This is a genomic window from Streptomyces sp. 3214.6 (assembly GCF_900129855.1).
GTDB lineage: Bacteria > Actinomycetota > Actinomycetes > Streptomycetales > Streptomycetaceae > Streptomyces > Streptomyces soliscabiei.
In genome coordinates this window covers 8,073,479-8,097,321 of the sequence record NZ_LT670819.1, presented here as the reverse complement: position 1 = coordinate 8,097,321, position 23,843 = coordinate 8,073,479, and the positions used below count along the sequence as shown (strand labels likewise).

The following is a 23,843-nucleotide window of genomic DNA, read 5'->3' as shown; positions in this document are numbered from 1 at the left end:
GGCTCTCAGTCCCTCTTTCCACGGGCGTTCCGCTTCTCCCGCCGGGAGACCGTGCGGCCCACGATCACGGTACGCCGGGACTTGCCGGCGGGCGCGGCTTCCTTGCGGCCGCCGAGGGCCCGGCGCACCCCGTACCCGAAGGCGGCGACCTTGACCAGGGGGCCGCCGAAGGTGGAGGCGACGGTCGTCGAGAGCGCGGAGGCGTTCGACGTGACTTCCTGGACGTCGGTGGCGATCGCGTCGACCCGGTCGATCTGGGTCTGCGCGGAGCGCACCGCCGCGGAGGCGTCGGCCAGCAGCGGGACGGCCTGCTCGGTCACGTCCGCGACCAGCCGGGTGGTCGCCCTGAGCGTCTGGGCCAGCCTTGCCAACGCGACGGCGAGGAAGGAGACCAGGATCGCCCAGAAGACGGCCACCAGGATTCCGGCCACCTCACCACCGGACACCGTGCACCTGCTTTCCGCTCTTCGGCGAAATCGATTGGGTTCCGAGCCTATCGCGCCGTCGCTGCCGTTCCGTACCGGATTAGGGGTGTGCGAAGGCCCGCCGCCCCGCCTGCCGGGTAGGCAGGGAGACGACGGGCCTGGGCGCAGAAGTCCTACGACCGCGGAACGATCCGGGAAAGGATCAGCGGGCGTAGTACTCGACGACGAGCTGCTCGTCGCAGATCACCGGGATCTCCTTGCGGTTCGGCTCACGGTCCAGGCGGAACGCCAGGGAGCGGAGGTTCACCTGGAGGTAGCGCGGGGTCTCGCCGTCGGGGGCGAAGCCGCCCTCGCGGGCGATCGCGAAGAGGGTCTTCTCGCGGCTGCGCTCGCGGACCATCACGACGTCGTCGGGACGGACGCGGAAGGACGGCTTGTCGACCTTCTGGCCGTTGACCTCGATGTGGCCGTGGACGACCATCTGGCGGGCCTGGTAGATCGTGCGGGCGATGCCCGAACGCAGGACCAGCGCGTCGAGGCGGCGCTCGAGCTCGATGATCAGGGCCTCACCGGTCTTGCCCTGGACCTTGGAGGCACGCTCGTAGGCGCGGACGAGCTGACGCTCGGACACGTCGTACTGCGCGCGCAGACGCTGCTTCTCGAGCAGACGGACCTTGTAGTCCGAGTTCTGCTTGCGGCCACGGCCGTGCTCGCCCGGCGGGTAGGGACGGGCCTCGAAGTACTTGACGGCCTTCGGGGTCAGCGCGATGCCGAGGGCACGCGACTTCTTGACCTTGGGGCGGGACTGATTCGCCACTGTCTGTGTCTCTTTCCTAGTTTTCCGGCTTGTCAGAGTTGAGGGAGGTCGCATCCGCAGCCGGGGAAACCCGCCGGGTCCGCTCGGAACCTGCCGGGCAGCCGCTCCCCTGGTCTGGGCACATACGTGCAGCACGCGAGTGGCCCACCGACCGTTCCCGGAACTTCGGGTGGTGGTGGGCTGCCCGCGACACCGTTCAACGGTGCGCGACGCTCCTGGAGCCGATCCGATCCCAGAAGGACCGGGGCTCCGGCTGACTGTCCCGTTCTGACTGCACGGGACGCAGCACTTCGGGCGAGTCTACAGGGTGCTCACGACCCCTTGCGACCGAGGTGCTGTCTGGTCCACTCGACCGCGTCCGCGTAGCGGGCCTCGGCGCCGTGCCGGGTGGGCGCGTAGTACTCCCGGCCGTGGATCGCGTCCGGGGCGTACTGCTGGGCGGCGATGCCCTCGGGCAGGTCGTGCGGATACACGTACCCCTGCGCGTGCCCCAGCTTGGCGGCGCCCTTGTAGTGCCCGTCGCGCAGATGCGGCGGAACGGGCCCTGCCAGCCCCTTGCGTACGTCGTCCAGGGCGGCGCCGATCGCGGTCGTCGCGGCGTTGGACTTGGGGGCAAGCGCGAGAGCGATGGTGGCGTGGCTGAGGGTCAGGGCGGCCTCGGGGAAGCCGATCATGGCGACGGCCTGGGCGGCGGCGACCGCGATCGGCAGTGCGCCCGGATCGGCGAGGCCGATGTCCTCGCTGGCGGAGATCATCAGGCGGCGGGCGATGAAGCGGGGGTCCTCACCGGCCTCGATCATGCGGGCCAGGTAGTGCAGGGCGGCGTCGACGTCCGAGCCCCGGATGGACTTGATCAGCGCACTGGCGACGTCGTAGTGCTGGTCGCCGTCGCGGTCGTACTTCACGGCCGCGCGGTCGACCGTCTGCTCCAGGGTCTGCAGGCTGATCTCGGTCTCGTCCTGGTCGAGGGCGGCGCCGGCGGCGGCCTCCAACGCGGTCAGGGCGCGGCGGGCGTCACCGCCGGCGATGCGCAGGAGGTGCGCCTCAGTGTCCTCGGGGAGGGTGACGGCGCCCTTGAGACCGCGGTCGTCGGCCAGTGCGCGCTTGACGAGATCGCGGAGGTCGTCGTCGGTGAGGGGTTCGAGGGTCAGCAGGAGGGAGCGGGACAGGAGCGGGGAGATGACCGAGAAGTACGGGTTCTCCGTCGTCGCCGCGATCAGCGTCACCCAGCGGTTCTCGACGGCCGGGAGGAGGGAGTCCTGCTGGGCCTTGCTGAAGCGGTGGATCTCGTCGAGGAAGAGGACGGTCTCCTTGCCGTAGCCGCCGATGGCGCGGCGGGCGCCGTCGATGACCGAGCGGACCTCCTTGACGCCCGCGGTGATGGCCGACAGCTCCACGAACCGCTTGTTGGTGGCCTTGGAGACGACGTACGCCAGAGTCGTCTTCCCCGTGCCGGGCGGCCCCCAGAGGATCACGGACGACGGGCCCGCCGGGCCCTTGGCGCCGTCGCCGACCAGGCGGCGCAGGGGTGAGCCCGGCTTCAGCAGGTGCTGCTGGCCCACCACCTCGTCGAGCGTGCGCGGACGCATCCGGACCGCCAGGGGGCTCCCCGCGGGGTCCTTCTCCTGGCGGTCTTCTGCTGCGGCGGTGAACAGGTCGGGCTCCACACATCGGAGCCTACGTCAGGGGTCCGACAGTCCTGTCCGGGGCCGGGTCAGGGGCCGGTCCGCGGCCGGGCTCAGGCCCAGAGGTCGGTGCCCCAGCGGGTCAGGATCAGCATGGCGATGATGCCGACGTGGGTGGCCGGCACGACCCAGGTGAACTCGCCGCAGAACCGCTTCAGCCAGCCCGGTGCGGGCAGCAGGCCGTTGCGCACGTTGAACGAGGTGACGTACCAGAACATGGTGATCGTCGCGACCCAGGCCAGCGAGCACCACAGGCACAAGGCGTTGATCTCGTACAGGGACTGGTACTGCAGCCAGGTGCAGAAGGACACGCCGAAGAGCGTGCCGAAGTTGAAGGTCAGCCAGTACCAGCGGGGGAAGCTCGCCCGGGCCAGCAGGCTCATGCCGACACAGATGACGATGCCGTAGGCGACGAGGCCGAGCATCGGGTTGGGGAAGCCGAAGACGGCGGCCTGCTTGCTTTCCATGACGCTGCCGCAGGACACGATCGGGTTGATGCTGCAGCTGGGGGTGAACGTCTTGCCGTCCACCTTGCCTTCGAGGATCTTGAACTTGTCGAACGTGATGACCCAGGCGGCGAGCAGACCGGCCGCACCGGTGATCAGCAGCAGGATCGCGAACGCACGGCTGCCGCCCACCGTCCGGGGCACGGTCGCGGCGACGCGCTCGGGCTCGGACTCCGTGGAGACGTCTTTGACTGTCGTCTTGCTCATCACGCCGATCCGTCACTTGAGAGTTGGACCATCTTCGGGCAGGGGCCATTGTGCCGCACGGGGCCGCGTGTCCACCGTTCAGTGGACATAAGGAAGTACGCGCGGGCGCCCCTGGGCGTTCGGTTTCGGCCGATGGACGAGCCGGGGCAGCACACCCGAGCGAAGGGTGCCGGACCGGACGATCCGGCACCCTCGTGGGAACTAACCGAGCCTCGACTCCAGTTCTGCCACGATCTCGTTCACGCCGACCGCCGTCTGCTCACCGGTCTCCATGTGCTTGAGCTGGACGACGCCCTCGGCGAGGTCGCGTTCACCGGCGACGATCGCGTAGCGGGCCCCGCTGCGGTTGGCGTTCTTCATGGCGCCCTTGAGCCCCTTGCCGCCGTAGGAGAAGTCGGCCGCGATGCCGACCTTGCGAAGCTCGGTGACCTTGGCGAACAGGACCCGGCGGGCCTCCTCGCCCAGCGGCACCGCGAACACGCTGGTCGTGGAGGGGAGTTCGAGCTCGACGCCCTCCGCCTCCAGGGCGAGGACCGTGCGGTCGACGCCGAGGGCCCAGCCGACGGACGGCAGCGCGGGGCCGCCGATCATCTCCGACAGACCGTCGTAGCGGCCGCCGCCGCCCACCGCGGACTGGGAGCCCAGACCGTCGTGGACGAACTCGAAGGTCGTCCGGGTGTAGTAGTCGAGGCCGCGCACCAGCTTCGGGTCGTCCTCGAACGCCACGCCCGCCGCGCTGATCAGCTCACGGACCTCCTCGTGGTACGCCTTGCAGGCGTCGCACAGGTAGTCCCGCAGCAGAGGCGCGTCCCCGAGCTGCTTCTGCACCGACTCGCGCTTGTCGTCGAGGACGCGCAGCGGGTTGATCTCCGCGCGGCGCAGGGTGTCCTCGTCCAGGTCCAGGCCGCGCAGGAAGTCCTGCAGCGCCGCGCGGTACACCGGACGGCACTCCTTGTCGCCCAGGCTGTTCAGCAGGATGCGGAAGTCCCGCAGCCCCAGGGAGCGGTACGCCTGGTCCGCGAGGATGATCAGCTCGGCGTCCAGCGCCGGGTCCTCCGCGCCGATCGCCTCGGCGCCGACCTGGGAGAAGTGCCTGTAGCGGCCCGCCTGCGGCTGCTCGTAGCGGTAGTAGGAGCCGGAGTACCAGAGCTTGACCGGGAGGTTGCCCTGCCGGTGCAGGTTCGCCTCCAGCGCGGCGCGCAGCACGGAGGCGGTTCCCTCGGGGCGCAGGGCCAGCTTGTCGCCGCCCTTGGTCTCGAAGGCGTACATCTCCTTCGTCACGATGTCGGTGGACTCGCCCACACCGCGCGCGAAGAGCTCCACGTTCTCGAAGCCGGGCGTCTCGACATAGCCGTAGCCCGAGTTCCTGAGCGGCGCGGCGATGGCCTCGCGCACCGCGAGGAACTTCGCCGAACGCGGCGGGATCAGGTCGTACGTGCCCTTGGGGGCCTGAAAGGTGCTCACGGAAGTCTCTCGTCACATTCCTCGTCGGGGAGGAGCCGAAGGGCCCTCTCCCTGGCCGGCGGCCGCCACCTGCCGCAGATACTGGTTGGTGGCGCGCTCCTGGCCGATGGTCGTCTGGGGGCCGTGGCCGGACAGCACCACGGTCGAGTCGTCGAGCGGCAGGCACACACGGGCCAGCGAGTCGAGCATCTCGGCCATGTCGCCGCCGGGCATGTCGGTGCGTCCGATGGAGCCGGCGAACAGCAGATCCCCGGAGAAGAAGACCGACGGGATCTCGGCCGTCTCGGGCATCCGGAAGGTCACCGACCCCTTGGTATGGCCCGGCGCGTGCGCGACGGAGAACTCCAGACCCGCCAGGTCCAGCCGCACGCCGTCGGTCAGCTCCCGGACGTCGTCCGGCTCCCCCACGGTCAGCTCACCCATCAGCGGCATCCCGAAGGACCGGCCGAGCGCCTTCTCGGGGTCACTCATCATGTACCGGTCCTCGGGGTGGATCCAGGCCGGTACGTCGTGCGCGCCGCACACCGGGACGACCGAGGCCACATGGTCGATGTGGCCGTGGGTGAGGACGACGGCGACGGGCTTGAGCCGATGCTTCCTGAGCGCTTCCTCGACTCCGGGGGCCGCCTGGTGGCCCGGGTCGATGATCACGCACTCCTCACCGGCGGCGGGGGCGACGAGATAACAGTTCGTCCCCCAGGCCCCGGCGGGGAACCCGGCAATGAGCACGATCGTCCTTCGTTTGTGTCGATACGCGTGGGCTTCTGACGGCTGCGCCAGTGGTCAGAGCCTACCGGCGCTGCCGTTTCCTCAGCGAACCCATATACGGTACGGGGCACACGCAGGCGGTCGGCTCACAAGACGCACGCGCCCCAGTCGACGTACGAGACGCACGAGGAGAGAACGCGGTGGTCACCCAGGAACAGCGGAAGCGTCAGCTCGCCCGGGAGAAGTTCTTGCGGCAGCAGCAGCGGCGCACCTCCGCCCGGCGCAAGGCGCGCATGCGCAACTCGGTGATCGCGTCGGTGCTCGGCGTGATCATCATCGGCAGCCTGGCGCTGTACACGACCGGCGTCCTGAAGGACGACGACAAGACGAACGCGAGCTCCGAGACCACGCCCTCCGCGTCGCCCAGCGCCGCGAAGGACCCGTGCGAGAAGCCGGCCGCGGGCTCGATCAAGACGCAGACCTGGAAGAAGGAGCCGGCAGTCACGATCGACACGTCGGCGAAGTACACGATGACGCTCGCGACGACGTGCGGTGACATCGGCATAGCGCTGAAGGCCAAGGCCGCGCCGCACACGGTGAACTCGTTCGACTTCCTCGCCGGCAAGGGCTACTTCGATCACACCAAGTGCCACCGGCTCACCACCAAGGGCATCTACGTGCTGCAGTGCGGCGACCCGACGGGCCAGGGCAGCGGCGGCCCCGGCTACACCATTCCGGACGAGAACCTGAAGGATGCCGGCCTCAAGGCGAACACCTACCCGGCGGGCACGGTCGCGATGGCCAACACCGGTCAGGCGCACACCGGCGGCAGCCAGTTCTTCCTCGTCTACCAGGACAGTCAGCTGCCGCCCAGCTACACGCCGTTCGGTACGGTGTCGGCCGACGGCATGAAGGTGCTGCGGAAGATCGCCGCCGCGGGCGAGAACACGGGCGCCGGGGACGGGGCCCCGAACGCGACGGTCGTGATCAACAAGGCGACGGTCACGAAATCCTGACGCCGAACTGACGACAACCCGACGACAACCCGACGACAACGCGACGACTAAGGCGCGGTCAACTGCGCAATTTCGGTCGCGCTGGATGCGGACAGGCGGCCCGCCGGTCGCCTATGTTGGCCGTGACGAAACTGTGGACGATGCCCAGGGACGCTGAAGCCCCTCGGAGGCATCATGTGGAGGAGGCGCTGTGAGCAGCGACCCGTGGGGCCGCGTCGACGAGACGGGCACCGTGTACGTGCGTACGGCCGACGGCGAGCAGGTGGTCGGTTCCTGGCAGGCAGGCTCCCCCGAGGAAGCCCTGGCCTACTTCGAGCGCAAGTACGAGGGCCTGGTTGTCGAGATCGGCCTCCTCGAGAAGCGTGTACAGACCACGGATCTGTCGGCGAAGGACGCGCAGGTCGCCATCGACCACATCCGCGAGCAGGTGGACGCGCACCACGCGGTCGGCGATCTCCAGGCCCTCCGGCACCGGCTGGACAAGCTGGTGGCGACCGTCGAGTCGCGGCGCGAGGAGCGCAAGCAGCAGCGCGCCAAGCAGTCCGACGAGGCCCGCAAGGCCAAGGAGGACCTGGTCATCGAGGCGGAGCAGCTCGCGCAGTCCGACCAGTGGCGGGCCGCCGGTGAGCGGCTGCGCTCCCTGGTGGACACCTGGAAGGGTCTGCCGCGGCTGGACCGCAAGTCCGACGACGAGCTGTGGCACCGGTTCTCGCACGCGCGTTCGGCGTTCTCCAAGCGCCGCAAGGCGCACTTCGCGCAGTTGGACGCGCAGCGCGAGGACGCCCGCCGGATCAAGGAGCGGCTGGTCTCCGAGGCCGAGGGGCTGTCCGGTTCGACGGACTGGGGTCCGACGGCCGCGCGCTACCGCGAGCTGATGGCGGAGTGGAAGGCGGCGGGCCGCGCCCAGCGCGAGCACGAGGACGACCTGTGGAACCGCTTCCGCGGCGCCCAGGACGTCTTCTTCGCCGCCCGCAGCTCGGTCTTCGCCGAGCGGGACGCGGAGCAGACGGAGAACCTGAAACTCAAGGAGGAGCTGGCCGAGGAGGCCGAGAAGCTGCTGCCGATCGGGGACCTGAAGGCGACGCGGGCCGCGTTCCGCTCGATCAACGAACGCTGGGAGGCCATCGGCCACGTCCCGCGCGACGCACGGCCGAAGGTCGAGGGCCGGATGCACGCGGTGGAGCGGGCGATCCAGGAGTCCGAGGAGGCCGAGTGGCGCCGGACGAACCCGGAGGCACGCGCGCGTGCCGAGGGTCTGACCGGTCAGCTCCAGGCCGCCGTGGACAAGCTGCGGACGCAGATCGAGCAGGCTCGCGCCCAGGGCAACTCGGCGAAGGCCGACAAGCTGGAGCGGGAGCTGGAGGGTCGCCAGGCGCTGCTGGACCAGGCGCTGAAGGGCCTGCACGAGTTCGGCGGCTAGTACCTCGGTCGAGTTCACTTCGACGCGAAACGGCCCGGCGGTGGGAGACCACCGCCGGGCCGTTTCGCGTCGCCTTCTCCTGGGATGCTCCCGGCGCTCGCGTCAGGGCCTGCGTGCCGACGTCACCCGGTACACGTCGTAGACGCCCTCGACCCCGCGGACGGCCTTCAGGACATGCCCCAGGTGCTTGGGGTCGCCCATCTCGAACGTGAAGCGGGAGGTGGCCACCCGGTCACGGGAGGTCTGGACGGCCGCGGACAGGATGTTGACGTGCTGGTCGGACAGGACCCGCGTGACGTCCGACAGCAGACGGGAGCGGTCCAGAGCCTCGACCTGGATGGCGACCAGGAAGACCGAGGACTGCGTCGGCGCCCACTCGACGTCGAGGATCCGCTCCGGCTCGCGGGACAGTGACTCCACGTTGACGCAGTCGCTGCGATGAACCGATACGCCACTACCGCGTGTGACGAATCCGATGATCGGGTCGCCGGGCACGGGCGTACAACACCTGGCCAGCTTGACCCACACGTCGTCGACGCCCTTGACGACCACACCCGGGTCCTGGTTGCTGCGCCGCTTGCGGCCACGGGTACGGGACGGCGGAACCGCCTCGTCGATCTCCTCGGTGGCCGCCTCCTCGCCGCCGAGGGCCTGCACCAGCTTCTGCACGACGTTCTGCGCGGCCACGTGGCCCTCGCCGATCGCCGCGTACAGCGAGGAGATGTCCGGGTAGCGCATCTCGTGGGCCAGCGTGACCAGCGAGTCCCCGGTGAGGATGCGCTGGATCGGCAGGTTCTGCTTGCGCATCGCGCGCGCGATGGCGTCCTTGCCCTGCTCGATGGCCTCGTCGCGGCGCTCCTTGGAGAACCAGGCCCGGATCTTGTTGCGGGCGCGCGGCGACTTCACGAAGTTCAGCCAGTCCCGGGACGGCCCGGCGCCGGCCGCCTTGGAGGTGAAGACCTCCACCAGGTCGCCGTTGTCCAGGGTCGACTCCAGCGGCACGAGACGGCCGTTGACCCGGGCTCCTATGGTGCGGTGTCCCACCTCGGTGTGCACCGCGTAGGAGAAGTCCACGGGCGTGGCACCGGCCGGCAGCGCTATCACGTCACCCTTGGGCGTGAAGACGAAGACCTCGTTGCGTGACAGGTCGAAGCGCAGGGACTCCAGGAACTCGCCGGGGTCCTCCGTCTCCTTCTGCCAGTCCAGGAGCTGGCGCAGCCACGCCATGTCGTTGAGGTGGTCGTCCTTGCCGGTGGTCCGCGGCTGGTCCGAGCGCACCTTGGAGGCGCCGGCGACGGCCTCCTGCTTGTACTTCCAGTGCGCGGCGATGCCGTACTCGGCGCGGCGGTGCATGTCGAACGTGCGGATCTGGAGTTCGACCGGCTTGCCGTTGGGGCCGATGACCGTCGTGTGCAGCGACTGGTACATGTTGAACTTGGGCATCGCGATGTAGTCCTTGAACCGGCCGGGGACCGGGTTCCATCGCGCGTGCACGGTGCCGAGGGCCGCGTAGCAGTCGCGGACGGTGTCGACGAGGACACGGATGCCCACCAGGTCGTAGATCTCCGCGAAGTCACGGCCGCGGACGATCATCTTCTGGTAGACGCTGTAGTAGTGCTTCGGGCGGCCGGTGACGGTCGCCTTGATGCGGGCGGCGCGCAGGTCGGCCTGGACCTCGTCGGTCACTATGGCCAGATACTCGTCACGCTTCGGTGCCCTCTCGGCCACCAGCCGTACGATCTCGTCGTACATCTTGGGGTAGAGGATCGCGAAGGCGAGGTCCTCCAGTTCCCACTTGATGGTGTTCATGCCGAGGCGGTGGGCGAGCGGCGCGTAGATCTCCAGGGTCTCGCGCGCCTTCTTCTCCTGCTTCTCGCGCTTGAGGTAGCGCATGGTGCGCATGTTGTGCAGGCGGTCGGCGAGCTTGATGACCAGGACGCGCGGGTCCTTGGCCATGGCGACGACCATCTTGCGCACGGTCTCCGCCTGCGCGGCCTCGCCGAACTTGACCTTGTCCAGCTTGGTGACGCCGTCGACGAGCAGGGCGACCTGGTCGCCGAAGTCGCGGCGCAGGTCCTCCAGGCCGTACTCGGTGTCCTCGACGGTGTCGTGCAGCAGGCCCGCCATGAGGGTGGCCGGGTCCATGCCGAGTTCGGCGAGGATCGTGGTGACCGCGAGCGGGTGCGTGATGTACGGGTCGCCGCTCTTGCGTTTCTGACCGCGGTGCCAGCGCTCGGCGACCTGGTAGGACTTCTCGATCTGGCGCAGGGTGGCGGTCTCGATCTTGGGGTCGTTGCTGCGCACTATCCGCAGCAGCGGTTCCAGGACCGGGTTGTAGGGGTTCGCGCGCTGGACGCCGAGCCGGGCGAGGCGGGCGCGGACGCGGTTGGAGGAGCCGGAGCGCGCGGTCGGCTGGGCGGCGGCCGGGCGGCCGACGGGCGTGGCCGAGGGGCGCTCGGCCGGGGCCGGCTTGGGGCGGGGCTGCTCGGCCGGCTTGTCGACGGGCGCGGAACGGTCGTGCTCGACCGGCCCGCGCGCGTCGCTCGTCGCGGGCATGGCCGCGGGCGCCGAGGCGGACTCGGGCTTGGCGGCGGTCAGGTGCTGGGCCTCGTCTGGCAAGAGGACTCCTCGTGCGCGATCCGGGTCCCCGGTCAGGCTCCGGAGCACCCATCGTAGCGATCCTGGGCTCCGGGATCGCCTCCAGGCCGATGTGAGGGCCGTCTACCGGAGAAACGCGTGGGGCTGCCGCCGGCATTCCGGAGGCGGTACTGGGGGGCAAGGCCCGTTGCTGACTGCTGCGCCGTGGTGGCTGATCGCGCAGTTCCCCGCGCCCCTATGGGGCGCGAGACGGCCGCCCCAGTTGTACTGGGACGGCCGTTTTCATATCGCGCTCAGACCACCAGGAGGGACTCCAGCGGGGCTCCGGCCAGGGCCGGTTCCAGGCGGGTGCGGCCGCCCAGGAAGCTGAGTTCCATCAGAACCGCCAGGCCCGCGACCTCGGCGCCCGCTCGATGGATGAGCTGGATCGACGCCTCGGCGGTGCCGCCGGTGGCGAGCACGTCGTCGATGATCAGGATCCGGTCGTCGGGCGTCAGATCCTCGGCGTGCACCTCGATCTCGGCCGAGCCGTACTCCAGGTCGTAGGCCTGGGCGAGGGTCGCTCCGGGGAGCTTGCCCGCCTTGCGTACGGGGATGAAGCCGATGCCGGCCCGGACCGCGACCGGGGCGCCCAGGATGAAGCCCCGGGCCTCCAGGCCGACGACCTTGGTGGCGCCGGTGCGCTCGGCGATCTCGGCGAACGCGTCGGTGAGCGCGGTGAACGCAGCCGGGTCCGCCAGGAGCGGGGTGATGTCCTTGAACATCACGCCCGGCTCCGGGTGGTCGGCCACATCACGGATGCGGCTGAGCAGCAGGGTCGTGATGTCGGTGACCTCGGTCATCGGCGCTTCCCCGACGGACGGCCACGGCCCCGACCACGGGACGCGGGCTGACTGCGCGGGCCGACGACCGCGGGAGCGGCGTCCTCCCGGTCGTCGTCGTAGGCGTCGTCGCCCCGGGCGTCGGCGAGCTGCTCCTCCGCGGTCGCCTGGGCGCGCTTGGCGAGGATCCGCTTCTTCAGCGCCTTGACCTGCGGCTCGCGCTCCTTGAGGTCGGCGACGAGCGGCGTGGCGATGAAGATCGAGGAGTAGGCGCCGGCCGCGAGGCCGACGAACAGCGACAGCGAGATGTCGTTGAGTGTGCCTGCGCCGAGGAAGCCGCCGCCGATGAACAGCAGGCCCGCGACCGGCAGCAGCGCCACGACGGTGGTGTTGATGGACCGGACCAGGGTGCCGTTGATCGAGCGGTTGGCGATCTCGCTGTAGGTGAAGCGGGTCTGCTTGGTGAGGTCCTTCGTCTGTTCCTTGAGGGAGTCGAAGACGACGACCGTGTCGTACAGCGAGTAGCCGAGGATCGTCAGCAGACCGATCACCGTGCCGGGCGTGACCTCGAAGCCGACGAGGGCGTAGATGCCGACGGTGATGGTGATGTCGTGGATCAGGGCGACGAGCGCCGCGATGGCCATGCGCCACTCGAAGGCGATCGCCAGGTAGATCACGACGAGGACCATGAAGATCGCCAGGCCCTGCCAGGCCTTGTTGGCGATCTGGTCGCCCCAGCTGGGACCGACCAGCTCGGCGGTGATCGTCTCCGGGTCGGCCTTGAAGTCCTTGGCCAGGTCGTTCTTGATCGCGGTGGACTGCTTGATGTCCATGCCGGCGATCTGGATGCGCAGCGTGCCGTTGCCGAGCTTCTGCACGACCGCGTCATGGCCGGACGCCGACTTCGCGTAGTCCTCCGCCTGGGAGACGGAGACGCTGGTCTTCTCGGTGGTGAAGACGGCGCCGCCCTGGAAGTCGATGCCCATGTTCAGGCCGCGCACCGTCAGGCCGAGGATGGCCGTGATGGTGATCAGGATCGAGATGCCGTACCAGAGCTTGCGGTGGCCGATGAAGTCGTAGCTGACCTCGCCACGGTGCAGTCGGGCGCCGAGGTTGCCGAGTTTCGACACGCTCACGCCTCCTTCGTCTCGACGGGGCCGGCGGCAGGACCGGCGGGACGGCGGGTGCGGCGAATCGGCGGCTGGGCGCCGAGGCTCTTCGGGTCGAGCCCGGACCACTTGTGGCCGTTCGCGAAGAACTTGCGGCGGGCGATGAGCGTCATCAGCGGCTTGGTGAAGAAGAAGACCACGACCACGTCGAGCACGGTGGTCAGACCCAGCGTGAACGCGAAGCCCTGGACCTTGCCGACGGTGACGATGAACAGCACGGCGGCGGCGAGGAACGACACGAAGTCGGAGACCAGGATGGTGCGCCGGGCGCGCGGCCAGGCCCTCTCCACGGCGGGACGCAGGGTGCGGCCCTCGCGGATCTCGTCCCGGACGCGTTCGAAGTACACGATGAACGAGTCCGCTGTGATGCCGATGGCGACGATGGCGCCACAGACGGCCGGGAGGTTCAGCGCGAAGCCGATGGCCGGGCCGAGCAGGGCCATGAGGACGTAGGTGAGAGCTGCGGAGACCAGCAGCGAGGCGAGCGCGACGAGCGCGAGACCCCGGTAGTACGCCACCAGGTAGATGACGACCAGGGCGAGGCCGATGGCACCGGCGAGCAGACCGGCGTGCAGCTGGTCACCGCCGAGCGCAGCGGTCACCGTGGTCACGCTCTGCTCCTTGAAGGAGAGCGGAAGCGCGCCGTAGGACAGCATGTTGGCGAGGCCCTGGGCCTCCTCCTGCTGGAAGCTGCCGGAGATCTGGGCCTGACCGCCGGTGATCGCGTTCTGCACGAACGGGCTGGAGACGACGTTGCCGTCGAGCACGATGGCGAACTCGTTCTGCGGCTGGGTGTTCTGTGCGAGCTGCCCCGTGATGGTGGCGAACTTCTTGGAACCCTTGGACGTGAAGTCCATGGTGACCTGCCAGCCGGCGGCGCCCTGCGTGTCGAAGACGGCCTGGGCCTTCTTGACGTCGGTGCCGTCGACGGCGGCCGGGCCGAGGAGGTACTTGTACCAGACCTTGTCGATCTCACCGCAGGCCACGGTCGCTTCGCCGGGCTTGACGCCTTCGCCGGTCTTGGTGCGGACCGCCTCGTCGGAGCAGTTCAGGGCCGCGTACTTGGCCTGGAGCGCGGCGTCCTGGGGCGTGGTGGCGCCGCCGCTCGCGGGGGCCGACGGGGTGGGGGAGGCGTTCGCCTTGGTGCCGGCGGAGGCCGACGGGGTGGCGTCCGCCTTCAGCGCGTCGGTGACGGCGCGGCCCTGCGAGGTGGCCGTGGCCGACGGGGACGTCGAGGAGGTCGCCTTCTCACCGCTGCCGGAGGCGGTCGCCGAAGGGCTCGCCGACGAGCTCGGCGAGGCGCCTGCCGCGCCGCTCGCGGAGGCGCTCGGGGACGCGCTCGGTGCGGGGGTGGCGGCGGAGCCGGTGGCCTCCTGGGCCAGGACCGGACGGAAGTACAGCTTGGCGGTGGTGCCGACCTGCTGGCGGGCTTCCTCGGAGTTGGTGCCCTTGGGGATGTTCACGATGATGTTGCGGTCGCCCTGGGTCTGCACCTCCGCCTCGGAGACGCCCAGCCCGTTGACACGGCGGTTCATGATCTCGACCGCGGTGTTCATGTTGGCCTTGTTGATCGCGGATCCCGGTTCGGGCTTCGCCTCCAGCGTGATGCTGGTACCGCCGGCAAGGTCGATGCCGAGACGCGGAGTGGTGTGACCGGAGATGAACATGCCTCCGGTGAGCCCCACGATGGCGATCAGGATCAGGGCCAGCGAGCGCCCTGGCTTGCTCTGGGCGCTCGCGCTCCGGCCCTTCTTAGGTGCTGCCACCTTCTCGTACTCCCTCTCGGGCCGCCTCGCGCCGGGTCAGCGCGGCGGCGGCCATGACATGGTGTCGGGATCCCCTGGCGAGATGCGCGCGCCCCGGCACGGACGGGTGCGACCCGTGTATGCGCCGGGGACGTGGCTACTTCTTCGCGTCGGAGTCGCCGTCGGTCTTCTTCGGCTCTTCGTCGGCCTTGGCGGCCTTCTCCTCGGCCTCTTCGGGCTCGTCATTCTTACCGAGGTCGACGGGCTTGTCGTCGGAGGCGGCGGCAGCTTCGTCGGCGGACTCGTCGGTCTCGGTGAGGGAGGAGGCGTCGTCCGGGACGATGTCGGAGTCGGACTTCAGGTCGTGCTCGACGCCGTGGACGATGCGGTTGTACTCGTCGTCGGTCAGGACGGCGCCGATCGCGTTCTTCGCGAAGAGCAGTTCCACGCCCGGTCCCGCATCGAGGAGGATCGTGTCGTCGTTGACCTCCTTGACCGTCGCGTACATGCCCCCGATGGTGCGGACACCACTGCCGGGCTGCAATTCGTTACGCATGTTGGCGGCCTGTTGCTGCTTCTTCTTGGCCGACCGGGTCATCAGGAACATGGCCCCGATGAGCACGATGAACGGGAGGAGGGTCACAGGACTCACGGGACGGAACTTCCTTCAAACGACCGCGATGGTTTGAGCGGCCTGATGGATGGGGGTTGTGTGCTGCCGACAACGGCGGCATCGGCGGAGTCTAAGCGAGTCCGCGTGCATGGAACAACGCTCAGCATCGCACCTGGGTTCCTGACCCGGCCAATGCCCCGCCCGTAGCCCTGCGTCTCACGGACCGAACAGGTCCTGTTGTCCACTTCCCTGGGCCGCGGTGCGGGGCGGGGTGAGGCCGAGGTGCGTCCACGCGGCCGGGGTCGCCACCCGCCCGCGCGGCGTACGCGCCAGTAGCCCCTCCCGCACGAGGAACGGTTCGGCGACCTCCTCCACGGTCTCGCGCTCCTCCCCCACCGCGACGGCGAGGGTGGACAGGCCGACCGGGCCGCCGCCGAACAGCTTGAGCAGGGCCTGGAGGACCGCGCGGTCCAGCCGGTCCAGACCGCGGCCGTCCACCTCGTAGACCTTCAGGGCGGCCTCCGCGATCTCGCGGGTGATGATCCCGTCGGCCTTGACCTGCGCGTAGTCGCGGACGCGGCGCAGCAGACGGTTGGCGATCCGGGGGGTGCCGCGGGAGCGGCCGGCGATCTCGGCGGCGCCGTCGGCGTCGATCTCGACGTCGAGGAGGTTCGCGGAGCGGTGGATGACGCGCTCCAGTTCGGCCGGCTCGTAGAACTCCATGTGCGCGGTGAAGCCGAAGCGGTCGCGCAGCGGGGGCGGCAGCAGGCCCGCGCGCGTGGTGGCGCCGACCAGGGTGAAGGGGGGCAGTTCGAGGGGGATGGCGGTGGCGCCGGGCCCCTTGCCGACGATGACGTCGACGCGGAAGTCCTCCATCGCCATGTAGAGCATCTCCTCGGCGGGCCGCGACATGCGGTGGATCTCGTCGAGGAAGAGGACCTCGCCCTCCTGGAGGGAGGAGAGGATCGCGGCGAGGTCGCCGGCGTGCTGGATGGCGGGACCGGAGGTGATGCGGATCGGGGCGCCCATCTCGGCGGCGATGATCATCGAGAGGGTGGTCTTGCCGAGGCCGGGGGCGCCGGAGAGCAGCACGTGGTCGGCGGTCGCACCCCGCGCGCGTGCGGCGCGCAGGACCAGGTCGAGCTGTTCGCGGACCTTCTCCTGGCCGATGAACTCGCCCAGGTCCTTGGGGCGCAGGGCGGCCTCGACGGCCTGGTCCTCACCGTCGGCGACAGAGCCCACCAGCCGGTCCGCGGCGGGGCCGGCGAGCCGCTCGGGGGCACTCTCGTCGGTCGTGTCGTCCCAGTTCACTGCTGTTCTCCTAGCGGGCGCGGTTCAGGGTCTGCAGGGCGGCCCTCAGCAGGTGGCCCACCTGCGGCGCGCCCTCGGCGGCCTCGGCCTGCGGGGTCACGGCGGCGACCGCCTCGTCGGCCTCGCGGGTGGCGTACCCGAGGCCGATCAGGGCGGCGTGCAACTGGTCGCGCCAGCCGCTGGTGACCGGGGCGCCGACCGCGGGGGCACCCACCGGCGCGCCCAGCCGGTCCTTGAACTCCAGCAGCAGCTTCTGCGCGCCCTTCTTGCCGATGCCCGGGACCGCCATGAGCGCCTTCTCGTCCCCCGCGGCCACCGCTCGGCGCAGGGCGTCCGGGGTGTGCACCGCCAGCATGGCCTGGGCCAGCCGGGGGCCGACCCCGCTCGCGGTCTGCAGCAGCTCGAAGACCTGACGTTCGTCGTCGTCCACGAAGCCGTACAGGGTCAGCGAGTCCTCCCGTACGACGAGGGAGGTGGCGAGCTTGGCCGGCCGGCCGAGCCGGAGGGTGGACAGCGTGTTCGGGGTGCACTGGACGGCCATGCCCACACCGCCCACCTCGACCACCGCGAGGTCGGGAGCGAGTGCGGCGACCGTGCCGCTGACGAAGGCGATCATGCCGTACGGCCTTTCGATGTCGTCGATGCTTTGGCTGCGTGCAGGGCGACGGCCTGCTGGAGTCGGTTCTGCGCGGGGGCGCGCCAGATGTGGCAGATGGCGAGCGCCAGGGCGTCGGCGGCGTCGGCCGGCTTGGGCGGGGCGTCGAGCCGGAGCAGACGCGTGACCATGGCGCCGACCTGCGCCTTGTCCGCGCGCCCGCTACCGGTGACGGCGGCCTTGACCTCGCTGGGGGTGTGCAGGGCGACGGGGATGCCTCGGCGGGCGGCGCACAGCATGGCGACGGCGCTGGCCTGGGCGGTGCCCATGACCGTGCGCACGTTGTGCTGGCTGAACACCCGCTCCACGGCGACGAATTCGGGCCGGTACTCGTCCAGCCAGCTTTCGATGCCCTGCTCCACGGCGACCAGGCGCTGACTCAACTCGGCGTCCGCGGGCGTGCGTACGACACCGACGCCGAGCATGGTGAGCGGTCGGCCCGCGACCCCATCGACGACGCCGACACCGCACCGCGTCAGTCCGGGGTCCACCCCGAGTACGCGCACGCCCCCACCCTTTCGCAGCTGAAGATCTCCGATGGTCGCCAGGCTATCCGCCGGCACTGACAACGACGTCGGGCCGGTAGGACGTGTCCCCACCGGCCCGACGGATCCGCTCAGTTCGCGGCAGCGCTACGCGTCGACCTTCTCCATGACCTCGTCGCTGACGTCGAAGTTGGCGAAGACGTTCTGCACGTCGTCGCTGTCCTCGAGCGCGTCGATCAGCTTGAAGATCTTCTTCGCGCCCTCCTCGTCCAGCTCGACCTGCATGGTCGGGACGAAGTTGGCCTCGGCGGAGTCGTAGTCGACGCCTGCCTCCTGGAGGGCGGTGCGGACCGCGACCATGTCGGTGGCCTCGCTGATGACCTCGAAGGACTCACCGAGGTCGTTGACCTCCTCGGCGCCCGCGTCGAGGACCGCGCCGAGCACGTCGTCCTCGGTCAGCTCGCCCTTGGGGACGATGACGACGCCCTTGCGGTTGAAGAGGTAGGACACCGAGCCCGGGTCGGCCATGGAGCCGCCGTTGCGGGTCATGGCCACGCGGACGTCGGAGGCGGCGCGGTTGCGGTTGTCGGTGAGGCACTCGATGAGCACCGCGACGCCGTTGGGGCCGTAGCCCTCGTACATGATCGTCTCGTAGTCGGCGCCGCCGGCCTCGAGACCGCCGCCGCGCTTGACCGCGGAGTCGATGTTCTTGTTCGGAACCGACTGCTTCTTCGCCTTCTGGATGGCGTCGTAGAGCGTCGGGTTGCCCTCGATGTCGACGCCGCCCATCCGGGCCGCGACCTCGATGTTCTTGATCAGCTTCGCGAAGAGCTTGCCGCGCTTGGCGTCGATCACGGCCTTCTTGTGCTTCGTCGTAGCCCATTTAGAGTGGCCGGACATCTGCCTGTCTCCTTCGCGTAACCCATCGATGAACGAACCCCAGAGATCCTACAAGGACTCCGCCGCCCGGTTCGCGCGCACCATGTCGACGAACAGGGCGTGCACGCGGTGGTCGCCGGTCAGCTCCGGGTGGAACGACGTGGCGAGCGCGTTGCCCTGACGCACCGCGACGATGTGACCGTCGTGCTCGGCGAGCACCTCGGTCCTGGCGCCCACGGACTCGACCCAGGGGGCGCGGATGAAGACGCCCTCCACAGGATCGCCGGTGATGCCGCGCACGTCGAGTGCGGCCTCGAAGGACTCGTTCTGGCGGCCGAAGGCGTTGCGCCGCACGATCATGTCGATGCCGCCGATGGTCTCCTGGCCCGAGCGCGGGTCGAGGATCTTGTCGGCGAGCATGATCATGCCCGCGCAGGTGCCGTAGACGGGCATGCCGCTGCGCACGCGCGCGCGTAGGGGCTCCATCACGCCGAAGAGGACGGCCAGCTTGGAGATGGTGGTGGACTCCCCGCCGGGGATGACGAGACCGTCGACCTCGGTGAGTTCCTCGGGACGCCTGACCGGCCTGGCCACGGCGTCGGCCGCGGCCAGGGCGATGAGGTGCTCCCGTACGTCGCCCTGGAGGGCCAGGACGCCTATGACAGGGGCTTCGTTGCTCATGGGGGCGATTACCAGCCGCGGTTGGCGTAGCGCTCGGCCTCGGGCAGGGTGTCGCAGTTGATGCCGACCATGGCCTCGCCCAGGTTGCGGGAGGCGTCCGCGATGATCTTCGGGTCGTCGTAGAAGGTGGTGGCCTTCACGATGGCGGCGGCGCGCTTGGCCGGGTCGCCGGACTTGAAGATGCCGGAGCCGACGAAGACGCCCTCGGCGCCGAGCTGGCGCATCAGCGCGGCGTCTGCCGGGGTGGCGACGCCACCGGCGGAGAACAGCACCACCGGGAGCTTGCCGAGCTCGGCGACCTCCTTGACCAGCTCGTAGGGGGCGCGCAGGTCCTTGGCGGCGGCGTACAGCTCGTTGTTGTCGTAGCCGCGCAGGCGGGCGATCTCGTTCTTGATCTGGCGCAGGTGACGGACGGCCTCGACGACGTTGCCGGTGCCGGCCTCGCCCTTGGAGCGGATCATCGCGGCGCCCTCGGCGATGCGGCGCAGGGCCTCGCCCAGGTTGGTGGCGCCACAGACGAAGGGGGTCGTGAAGGCCCACTTGTCGGAGTGGTTGACCTCGTCGGCCGGGGTGAGGACCTCGGACTCGTCGATGTAGTCGACGCCGAGGGACTGCAGCACCTGCGCCTCGACGAAGTGACCGATGCGGGACTTGGCCATCACCGGGATGGACACGGCCTCGATGATGCCCTCGATCATGTCCGGGTCGGACATCCGGGCCACGCCGCCGTCCTTGCGGATGTCGGCCGGGACCCGCTCCAGCGCCATGACGGCGACGGCGCCCGCGTCCTCGGCGATCTTCGCCTGCTCCGGCGTGACGACGTCCATGATCACGCCGCCCTTGAGCTGCTCGGCCATCCCGCGCTTCACGCGCGCGGTGCCGGTCTCGGGGGTCTGGTTTTCGGAGATCGTGCTGGACACGGGGTGACCTCACTCGTTGAAAAGAGGATTTCTGCACCACCGAGGAAACGCGAATGGACCAGTCCACAGCAAGGGCCAATGAACACCCGGTGGATCCTTTTCGCTGACTCCCGCCGAACCCGGCGCTCACCCGGCCGGTGTTCTCCCGGTCCCGGTCCGGGTCAGCTCGCGCGGTCGGACAGGGCCGGCGGGGGTTCGTCGTCCATTTCGAAGGCCATCGGGAACGGGGCGTGGCCGGCCAGGCGGAACCAGCGGACCTTGCGGTGTTCGCGCAGGCGGCGGGCCGCGCCCACCGCGTCGTTGTGGAAGCGGCGGGCCATGGGGACCCGGCGGACGGCCTCCGCGAGCTCGCGGGCCGCCGCGTCTCCCCCGGGCGCCTCGCGTACGACGTCCAGTTGCCGCGCGTCCGCGAAGACGGCCCGCAGGGCCTGGCTGAGCTCGCTCTCGGCGACCTCCCGCTGCTCCTCCTCGGCCTGCCGGGCGGCGTGCGCGGCCTCGTACAGGACGATCGAGGCGGCCGGGTCCAGGACCTTGGAGGTGGCCAGTTCCTGGGCCACGGACGCCCGGCGCAGCAGTTGCGCGTCCAGCGCGGCGCGGGCTGCGTCGATACGGGCGTGCAGCCGGTCCAGCCGCCCCGCCGTCCAGCTCAGGTAGAGGCCGACGGCGACGAGGACGACCAGGGTCCAGATCAGGGTTGCGGTCACGGGCGGCAAGGCTACCGGGGCGCCCTACGGCGCCGGGGCAGCGGTCAGTCCCGCGCCAGCCCGAGCCGGGCCCGCAGGCCGGCTGTTCCCGCCGCTCCCCGGTCGTCGTCGGCCGCCACCGCCGCCGCGCCGGCCGTCACCGTCTCGTACACGGACAGGATGTCCGCACCGACGGTCGACCAGTCGAAGCGCCGGACATGGGCACTGCCCCGTTCCCGCAGTTCGGCCCGCCGGGCGGGGTCGCCCAGCAGCCGTACCGCCGCCTCGGCCAGCGCGTCCGCGTCCTCGTTGGGGAACAGCTCGCCCGCCGCCCCCTGGTCGAGGACCTGGGCGAAGGCGTCGAGGTCGGAGGCGAGCACGGGAGCGCCCGCCGACATGGCCTCGACGAGGATGATGCCGAAGCTCTCGCCGCCGGTGTTGGGCGCCACGTACAGATCGACGCTGCGCAGGAACCGTGCCTTGTCCTCGTCGCTGACCATGCCGAGGAACTCCACGCGCGCGTGCAGCTCCTCGGGGAGGTCGGCCACCGCCTCCTCCTCGTCGCCGCGGCCCGCGACCAGCAGGCGGGCGGCCGGCCGCTCGGCGAAGATCCTCGGCAGGGCCTTCATCAGCACCGGCAGGCCCTTGCGGGGCTCGTCGATGCGCCCCACGAAGCCGATCGTGTCGCCCTGCCAGGCGGGGTTGGGCTCGGCCCGGGCGAAGAAGTCGACGTCGACGCCGTTGGGGATGACCACGGCGTCCCCGCCGAGGTGCTCCACCAGCGTGCGCCGGGCGTACTCGCTGACCGCGATCCGCGCGCTGATCTTCTCCAGGGCGGCCTGGAGGATCGAGTACGCGGCGATCATGGCGCGCGAGCGCGGGTTGGACGTGTGGAAGGTGGCCACGATCGGCCCCGACGCCGCCCAGCAGGTCAGCAGGCCGAGCGACGGCGAGGTCGGCTCATGGATGTGCACGACGTCGAACCCGCCGTCGTGCAGCCAGCGCCGCACGCGCGCGGCGGACAGGAAGCCGAAGTTGAGCCGGGCCACCGAGCCGTTGTACGGCACCGGGACCGCGCGGCCGGCCGAGACGACGTACGGCGGCAGCGGAGTGTCGTCGTCGGCGGGGGCCAGGACGGACACCTCGTGACCGAGCCGGATGAAGTACTCGGCGAGGTCGCGGATGTGGAACTGGACGCCGCCCGGGACGTCCCAGGAGTACGGGCAGACGATGCCGATTCTCAACGGAGGTCCCCGTCCGACGGGCGGGGTTCCAGGTCCGCGAGCCACAAACGCTGGAGCATGTGCCAGTCCTCCGGGTGGTCGGCGATGCCGGTGGCGAAGGCGTCTGCCAGCGCCTGTGTCATGACAGACGTCTTCTCGGCCCGCGTACCTGTCTCGGGTACCTCGATCGGGGGATGCACGCGCCCCTGCATGACGGGCGAGTCGTCGTACCACAGGGTGACGGGCAGCAGCAGCGCGCCGGTCTGCTGGGCGAGCAGGGCCGGTCCGGCGGGCATCCGGGTCCGGTCCCCGAAGAAGTCCACCTCGACGCCGGAGGCGGACAGGTCGCGCTCGGCGACCAGACAGACCAGGCCGCCGTCGCGCAGCCGCCGGGCCAGCATGCCGAAGGCGGTGCCGCCGGTGTGCGGCAGCACCTCCATGCCGAGGCCCTCCCGGTAGGCGACGAACCGGTCGTACAGCGTCTCCGGCTTGAGGCGTTCGGCGACCGTGGTGAACGGCGTCTCCAACTTGGTGGTGACCCAGGCGCCGGCCAGGTCCCAGTTGCCCATGTGCGGCAGCGCGAGGACGACGCCCCGGTCGGAGGCGATGCCGTCGGTCAGGTAGTGCACGTCCTTGGGGTCGAAGCCGCCGCGGACGCGCTCCGCGCTCCAGGCCGGCAGCCGGAAGGACTCCATCCAGTAGCGCAGATAGGAGCGCATGCCCGCGCGCGAGAGCTCGGCGAGGCGCTCGGGGCTCGCGTCCGGCACCACGCGCGCGTAGTTGCTCTCCAGCCGCCGCACGCCCTTGCCGCGCCGCTTCCACGCGGCGTCGGCGACGGTGCGTCCGAGACGTACGGCGACGGGCTCGGGGAGCTTCTTGACGGTGCTCCAGCCGAGGCCGTACAGCGCGTCGGTCAGGCGCTCCTGGGCGCTCACTTCGCGGCCTCGCTCCCCTGGGCCTCGTGTCCCTGGGCCTCGTGTCCCTGGGTCTCCTGCGCCGCGGCGGCCTCCGCCTCGGCCGACTCCCGCCGCACCGTGACCACCCGCTGGATCAGCGTGACCAGGCTGCCGACGGCGACGATCCACAGCGCGATCGGCAGCAGCACCTGGATGCCGGGCACGCCGAACGTGTGCAGCCCCGCCAGACCGGCCGCGACCAGGGAGATCACGAGACGCTCCGCGCGCTCCACGAGCCCGTTGACGGCGACCGGCAGCCCGATCGACTCGCCGCGCGCCTTCGTGTACGACACCACCTGGCCGCTGGTCAGACAGAAGATCGACACCGCACACAGGACGTTGTCGTCGCCGTTGCCCGCATACCAGAGCGCGAAGCCGCCGAAGATCGCGCCGTCGGCGACCCGGTCCAGCGTGGAGTCCAGGAAGGCCCCCCAGCGGCTGGTGCGGCCCAGCTGGCGGGCCATGTTGCCGTCGACGAGGTCGGAGAACACGAAGAGCGTGATGACGATCGTGCCCCAGAAGAACTCCCCCCGCGGGAAGAAGACCAGCGCGCCCGCCATCACTCCGGCGGTACCGAGGAGCGTGACCGTGTCCGGGCTCACGCCCCGGCGGATGAGAAACGCGGCGAACGGTGTGAGGACACGCGTGAAGAATGCACGCGCGTACTTGTTCAGCATGGCCTTCCCGAGGGTTCGGTGTGGCCGCGCGGCCCCTGCTGGCCACCGGCTGGCCCATCGTAGCCACGCGCGCGTGTGTGCGACGGTCGGGCACCCGGACCCCCGTGTCACGGACTGCCGCGGCACGGGCCGACGGCATCCGGGTCACGGCCGGGTCGCGTCCGCCGTATGGACGCGGG

At 70.2% G+C, this 23,843-nt stretch carries 22 protein-coding genes and 1 pseudogene; 2 read left to right on the top strand and 21 right to left on the bottom strand.

What is annotated here, in order from left to right:
- Positions 1 to 5: 5 nt before the first annotated feature.
- The 6 genes from B5557_RS36610 to B5557_RS36585 form a co-directional block, all read right to left on the bottom strand.
- Positions 6 to 446 carry a DUF948 domain-containing protein gene (locus B5557_RS36610; protein WP_079663511.1) on the bottom strand — a complete coding sequence of 147 codons (441 nt, stop codon included), beginning with the start codon at positions 444 to 446 and terminating at the stop codon, positions 6 to 8.
- A 181-nt stretch (positions 447 to 627) separates the two neighbouring features.
- Positions 628 to 1,242, bottom strand: coding sequence for a 30S ribosomal protein S4 (gene rpsD, locus B5557_RS36605; protein ID WP_079663510.1), 615 nt, complete (start codon positions 1,240 to 1,242; stop codon positions 628 to 630).
- 311 nt (positions 1,243 to 1,553) lie between these two features.
- The gene (locus B5557_RS36600) at positions 1,554 to 2,909 is read right to left on the bottom strand and encodes a replication-associated recombination protein A (protein ID WP_079663509.1); all 1,356 of its coding nucleotides are present in this window, start codon (positions 2,907 to 2,909) and stop codon (positions 1,554 to 1,556) included.
- 71 nt (positions 2,910 to 2,980) lie between these two features.
- Positions 2,981 to 3,640 carry a vitamin K epoxide reductase family protein gene (locus B5557_RS36595; RefSeq protein ID WP_079663508.1) on the bottom strand — a complete coding sequence of 220 codons (660 nt, stop codon included), beginning with the start codon at positions 3,638 to 3,640 and terminating at the stop codon, positions 2,981 to 2,983.
- Between the two features lie 201 nt (positions 3,641 to 3,841).
- Complete coding sequence (gene hisS / locus B5557_RS36590) at positions 3,842 to 5,104, bottom strand: histidine--tRNA ligase (RefSeq protein ID WP_079663507.1); 1,263 nt, start codon at positions 5,102 to 5,104, stop codon at positions 3,842 to 3,844.
- A 12-nt stretch (positions 5,105 to 5,116) separates the two neighbouring features.
- A complete protein-coding gene (locus tag B5557_RS36585; RefSeq protein ID WP_079663506.1) occupies positions 5,117 to 5,833 on the bottom strand; it encodes an MBL fold metallo-hydrolase in 717 nt (238 codons plus the stop codon).
- A gap of 179 nt (positions 5,834 to 6,012) precedes the next feature.
- On the opposite strand from B5557_RS36585, the gene B5557_RS36580 reads away from it, so the two are divergent.
- Positions 6,013 to 6,828, top strand: coding sequence for a peptidylprolyl isomerase (locus tag B5557_RS36580; protein ID WP_079663505.1), 816 nt, complete (start codon positions 6,013 to 6,015; stop codon positions 6,826 to 6,828).
- Between the two features lie 190 nt (positions 6,829 to 7,018).
- Complete coding sequence (locus tag B5557_RS36575; RefSeq protein WP_079663504.1) at positions 7,019 to 8,248, top strand: DUF349 domain-containing protein; 1,230 nt, start codon at positions 7,019 to 7,021, stop codon at positions 8,246 to 8,248.
- A 102-nt stretch (positions 8,249 to 8,350) separates the two neighbouring features.
- Here B5557_RS36575 and B5557_RS36570 read toward each other — a convergent pair whose 3' ends face one another.
- From B5557_RS36570 to pgsA, 15 genes and pseudogenes are all read right to left on the bottom strand, one after another.
- Positions 8,351 to 10,867 carry a RelA/SpoT family protein gene (locus B5557_RS36570; RefSeq protein WP_079663503.1) on the bottom strand — a complete coding sequence of 839 codons (2,517 nt, stop codon included), beginning with the start codon at positions 10,865 to 10,867 and terminating at the stop codon, positions 8,351 to 8,353.
- Positions 10,868 to 11,139: 272 nt separating this feature from the next.
- Positions 11,140 to 11,688: an adenine phosphoribosyltransferase gene (locus B5557_RS36560; RefSeq protein WP_079663502.1), complete on the bottom strand. Its 549-nt coding sequence runs from the start codon at positions 11,686 to 11,688 to the stop codon at positions 11,140 to 11,142.
- On the bottom strand, positions 11,685 to 12,797 hold the full coding sequence (gene secF, locus B5557_RS36555; RefSeq protein ID WP_079663501.1) for a protein translocase subunit SecF: 1,113 nt from the start codon (positions 12,795 to 12,797) through the stop codon (positions 11,685 to 11,687). The genes B5557_RS36560 and secF overlap by 4 nt, the downstream gene beginning before the upstream one ends.
- A gap of 2 nt (positions 12,798 to 12,799) precedes the next feature.
- Positions 12,800 to 14,602, bottom strand: a complete 1,803-nt coding sequence (secD, locus tag B5557_RS36550; protein ID WP_173877777.1) for a protein translocase subunit SecD — start codon at positions 14,600 to 14,602, stop codon at positions 12,800 to 12,802.
- 136 nt (positions 14,603 to 14,738) lie between these two features.
- Positions 14,739 to 15,233, bottom strand: coding sequence for a preprotein translocase subunit YajC (yajC, locus tag B5557_RS36545; protein WP_079663500.1), 495 nt, complete (start codon positions 15,231 to 15,233; stop codon positions 14,739 to 14,741).
- 177 nt (positions 15,234 to 15,410) lie between these two features.
- Positions 15,411 to 16,505 carry a Holliday junction branch migration DNA helicase RuvB gene (ruvB, locus tag B5557_RS36540; protein ID WP_079663499.1) on the bottom strand — a complete coding sequence of 365 codons (1,095 nt, stop codon included), beginning with the start codon at positions 16,503 to 16,505 and terminating at the stop codon, positions 15,411 to 15,413.
- A gap of 10 nt (positions 16,506 to 16,515) precedes the next feature.
- Complete coding sequence (gene ruvA / locus B5557_RS36535; RefSeq protein ID WP_079663498.1) at positions 16,516 to 17,121, bottom strand: Holliday junction branch migration protein RuvA; 606 nt, start codon at positions 17,119 to 17,121, stop codon at positions 16,516 to 16,518.
- Positions 17,118 to 17,666, bottom strand: coding sequence for a crossover junction endodeoxyribonuclease RuvC (gene ruvC, locus B5557_RS36530; protein WP_079663497.1), 549 nt, complete (start codon positions 17,664 to 17,666; stop codon positions 17,118 to 17,120). Before ruvC ends, ruvA begins: the two co-directional genes overlap by 4 nt.
- Positions 17,667 to 17,792: 126 nt before the next feature.
- Positions 17,793 to 18,545 (bottom strand): YebC/PmpR family DNA-binding transcriptional regulator, encoded by a 753-nt coding sequence (locus B5557_RS36525; RefSeq protein ID WP_079663496.1) that lies wholly within the window; start codon positions 18,543 to 18,545, stop codon positions 17,793 to 17,795.
- Between the two features lie 48 nt (positions 18,546 to 18,593).
- Complete coding sequence (gene pdxT / locus B5557_RS36520; RefSeq protein WP_079663495.1) at positions 18,594 to 19,205, bottom strand: pyridoxal 5'-phosphate synthase glutaminase subunit PdxT; 612 nt, start codon at positions 19,203 to 19,205, stop codon at positions 18,594 to 18,596.
- An 8-nt stretch (positions 19,206 to 19,213) separates the two neighbouring features.
- Positions 19,214 to 20,125 (bottom strand): pyridoxal 5'-phosphate synthase lyase subunit PdxS, encoded by a 912-nt coding sequence (pdxS, locus tag B5557_RS36515; RefSeq protein ID WP_079663494.1) that lies wholly within the window; start codon positions 20,123 to 20,125, stop codon positions 19,214 to 19,216.
- Positions 20,126 to 20,286: 161 nt separating this feature from the next.
- Positions 20,287 to 20,829 (bottom strand): hypothetical protein, encoded by a 543-nt coding sequence (locus B5557_RS36510; RefSeq protein WP_079663493.1) that lies wholly within the window; start codon positions 20,827 to 20,829, stop codon positions 20,287 to 20,289.
- A 44-nt stretch (positions 20,830 to 20,873) separates the two neighbouring features.
- Positions 20,874 to 22,052, bottom strand: coding sequence for a glycosyltransferase family 4 protein (locus B5557_RS36505; protein WP_079663492.1), 1,179 nt, complete (start codon positions 22,050 to 22,052; stop codon positions 20,874 to 20,876).
- Positions 22,049 to 22,966 (bottom strand): phosphatidylinositol mannoside acyltransferase, encoded by a 918-nt coding sequence (locus B5557_RS36500; protein WP_079663491.1) that lies wholly within the window; start codon positions 22,964 to 22,966, stop codon positions 22,049 to 22,051. Before B5557_RS36500 ends, B5557_RS36505 begins: the two co-directional genes overlap by 4 nt.
- Positions 22,963 to 23,722, bottom strand: a pseudogene (gene pgsA / locus B5557_RS36495) (phosphatidylinositol phosphate synthase). The gene B5557_RS36500 and the pseudogene pgsA overlap by 4 nt, the downstream one beginning before the upstream one ends.
- Between the last annotated feature and the right edge of the window lie 121 nt (positions 23,723 to 23,843).

Excerpts from the sequence above, each read along its gene's own strand:
- B5557_RS36595 (WP_079663508.1), bottom strand. The coding sequence starts at position 3,640 with ATGAGCAAGACGACAGTCAAAGACGTCTCCACGGAGTCCGAGCCCGAG.
- B5557_RS36560 (WP_079663502.1), bottom strand. The coding sequence starts at position 11,688 with ATGACCGAGGTCACCGACATCACGACCCTGCTGCTCAGCCGCATCCGT.
- ruvA (WP_079663498.1), bottom strand. The coding sequence starts at position 17,121 with ATGATCGCCTTCGTCAGCGGCACGGTCGCCGCACTCGCTCCCGACCTC.
- B5557_RS36525 (WP_079663496.1), bottom strand. The coding sequence starts at position 18,545 with ATGTCCGGCCACTCTAAATGGGCTACGACGAAGCACAAGAAGGCCGTG.
- pdxT (WP_079663495.1), bottom strand. The coding sequence starts at position 19,205 with ATGAGCAACGAAGCCCCTGTCATAGGCGTCCTGGCCCTCCAGGGCGAC.